Source organism: Defluviitoga sp. (genome assembly GCF_035349255.1).
In the GTDB taxonomy this organism is placed as follows: domain Bacteria; phylum Thermotogota; class Thermotogae; order Petrotogales; family Petrotogaceae; genus Defluviitoga.
In genome coordinates, this window is the sequence record NZ_DAOPSE010000087.1 from 1 (window position 1) to 2,498 (window position 2,498).

Consider the following 2,498-nt stretch of genomic DNA (forward strand, 5'->3'; position numbering starts at 1 on the left):
TGGAATGTAGATGATCATTGGTTATTAAAAGAGATTCATAGATATATAAATGTATCATACAACAAAAAATTATTTTGGATACCTTTTTGGGCGAGTTATAATGTTCATTTACTTGATGATTATCAAAACTATTATTTTGATGCAGCTTTTTTACAACCTAATTATATGTTTTACGAAAAAATAAAAGGAGTCGAAGAAGCTGCCGAAGCCGCAAAAAAAAGAAATGCAGGTATAGAGATGGAATATTTCCTTAATTTAAATGAACCGATTAAAGTATCCCAAGAACGCCATAAAAGATTTAGAGAATATTTAAATGGTGGTGTTAAGTATGGTTATATGGATGCAGCATGTGCGTGGTTTGTTGGAGGAAAGATTGGAGAAATGTTAAAAGATCCGATTGAATTTGAATTTTATCAAGATATAGTTGATTTTGTACATAAAAGATACAAGATAAAAAATATAATCTAAATTTATATAGTTGGAGTTTATAATTATATTATTTTCTTAGTACAAGGAGTAATTGATGTTGAAAATAAATATTTTGGATCTATTAAATACTTTTGAGAGTATTGGAATTAGAAAGGGAGATACACTTTTGGTACATAGTTCATTATCAAGTTTTGGTTACGTAGAAGGTGGGACACAAACTGTTATTGAGGCTTTATTGGCTTCCGTGGGAATAAGCGGAAATGTTTTTGTTCCAACACTTACAGGTAAACCAAGTGATGGTCCAACTAATCCTCCAGTTTTTGATGTGAAAAAATCTCCTTGTTGGACTGGTAGAATTCCTTCTGAGTTTATGAAATTACCTGATGCTAAAAGAAGTTTGCATCCTACTCATTCTGTTGCAGGGATAGGTCCTTTAGTAGATTATTTGATTAAAGGTCATGAAGATTCATTGACGCCTTGTGGAAAAGATTCACCCTACATAAAAATAGCTGAAATTGGAGGTTACATTTTGTTGCTAGGGGTAACAATGGATTCTAACACGACTATTCATTCAGCTGAAGAACTAGCAAATGTGCCTTATCATTTACAGAAAGAAAAGACAGAGTGCACTATTGTAGATCATAGTGGAAATATACTAAAAAGGGAAATATATCTTCATAGATGGGGAACACCAAGATACTTTCAAAAAATAGAAGAGCCTCTTGAAAATTTACATATATTAACTCAAACAAAGTGTGGTAATTCGGTGATTAGATTAATAAAATCAATGCCGATGATTGAATGGTTGTACAAAAAATTAATACAAAATCCAGAATATCTTATAAAGGAGAGTTAGATATATGAGGATAGTTTATTTGCCATTAGATGAAAGATTTTGCACCAGAGAATACTTTTTAATGTTCACAAAAATTGCCGGGTTAGACATATTAACTCCCCCCAGAGAACTATTAGGTTCTAAAAAAGTGCCTGCTGATACTGATGCTTTAGAAAATTGGCTTTTAGAAAATGTCAAAACAGGAGATAGTCTGATTATCTCTTTAGATACTCTAATTCATGGAGGATTGATTCCCTCACGAATAAATTTAATCCGTTCGGAAACTATACGAGACAGATTGAAAATTTTTTCTATTTTAAAAGATAGGAAAGTAGAAATATATCTTTCAACAACAATAACAAGGATTCCAATATATAATTCTGCAGATGAAGAACCCGATTATTGGGAATATTATGGTGAAACATTAAGCGATATGTCGAAAGAATTTGCTAGATATTTAGAATCAAATAATATAGAGAATTTATCTTATAAAGATATTCTTCCTGAGTTTTTAAATCAAAATGAAAAAAGATATCAACATATTCCTAAGTGGATGATTGAAGACTTCTTTTGGCGAAGGGAAAGAAATTATAATATTATACGAGAAGTCATAGAACTGGTGAATGAAGAGATAATAGACTTTTTAAATTTAACCTTGGATGATAATTCTGCTGGTAGCCTTTCTGTATATGAAGCACAGCAGCATAGGAATTTTGTAAAAAAATTAGGCTTAGAAGAAAAAATTTCAGTTCATCCTGGAGCAGATGAAACTTCTCTTACCCTTTTAAGTAGATTTTTGTGCTCAAAATTTCAATACGCTCCTTCTTTTGAATTATTTTATGTACATCCAGAATCAATAAATTTAATTCCTCCATATGAAGGTTATCCTTTAAAAGAAAGTGTGGAAAATCATATTAAAGCTGCAGGTGCACAAATTAAATCAAATGGTGAAATACTGCTTCTACTTAATAACACAATCGATTATAGCAAATACGAAGTTATTTATCAGGATGAAGTAAAAGTTAATGAAGAAGAGTATGAAAAGATTTTAATGCAAATTTTGAAAGAAAATAGAATTGTAGGAATTGCAGATATAAGGTATGGAAATGGAGCGGATAAGAGATTAGTAGAAAAACTATTAAAAGAATCCTTAGATTGGAAAAGAATGAATTATGCAGGATGGAATACAGTGAGTAATACCCTTGGAACAGTAATTATACATTCAATTATTCAA

General features: G+C 30.6%; 3 protein-coding genes. All 3 read left to right on the forward strand.

Translation table 11 applies throughout. The features are described from left to right. On the forward strand, window positions 1-468 hold a 468-nt coding region (locus tag PKN74_RS08295), incomplete at its 5' end, for a DUF4855 domain-containing protein (RefSeq protein WP_472310367.1). Window positions 469-526: 58 nt separating this feature from the next. Continuing rightward, window positions 527-1,285 (forward strand): AAC(3) family N-acetyltransferase, encoded by a 759-nt coding sequence (locus tag PKN74_RS08300; protein WP_472310369.1) that lies wholly within the window; start codon window positions 527-529, stop codon window positions 1,283-1,285. A 4-nt stretch (window positions 1,286-1,289) separates the two neighbouring features. Beyond that, window positions 1,290-2,498, forward strand: a 1,209-nt coding sequence (locus PKN74_RS08305; protein ID WP_472310371.1) for a DUF4127 family protein, incomplete at its 3' end; no start/stop codon positions are given.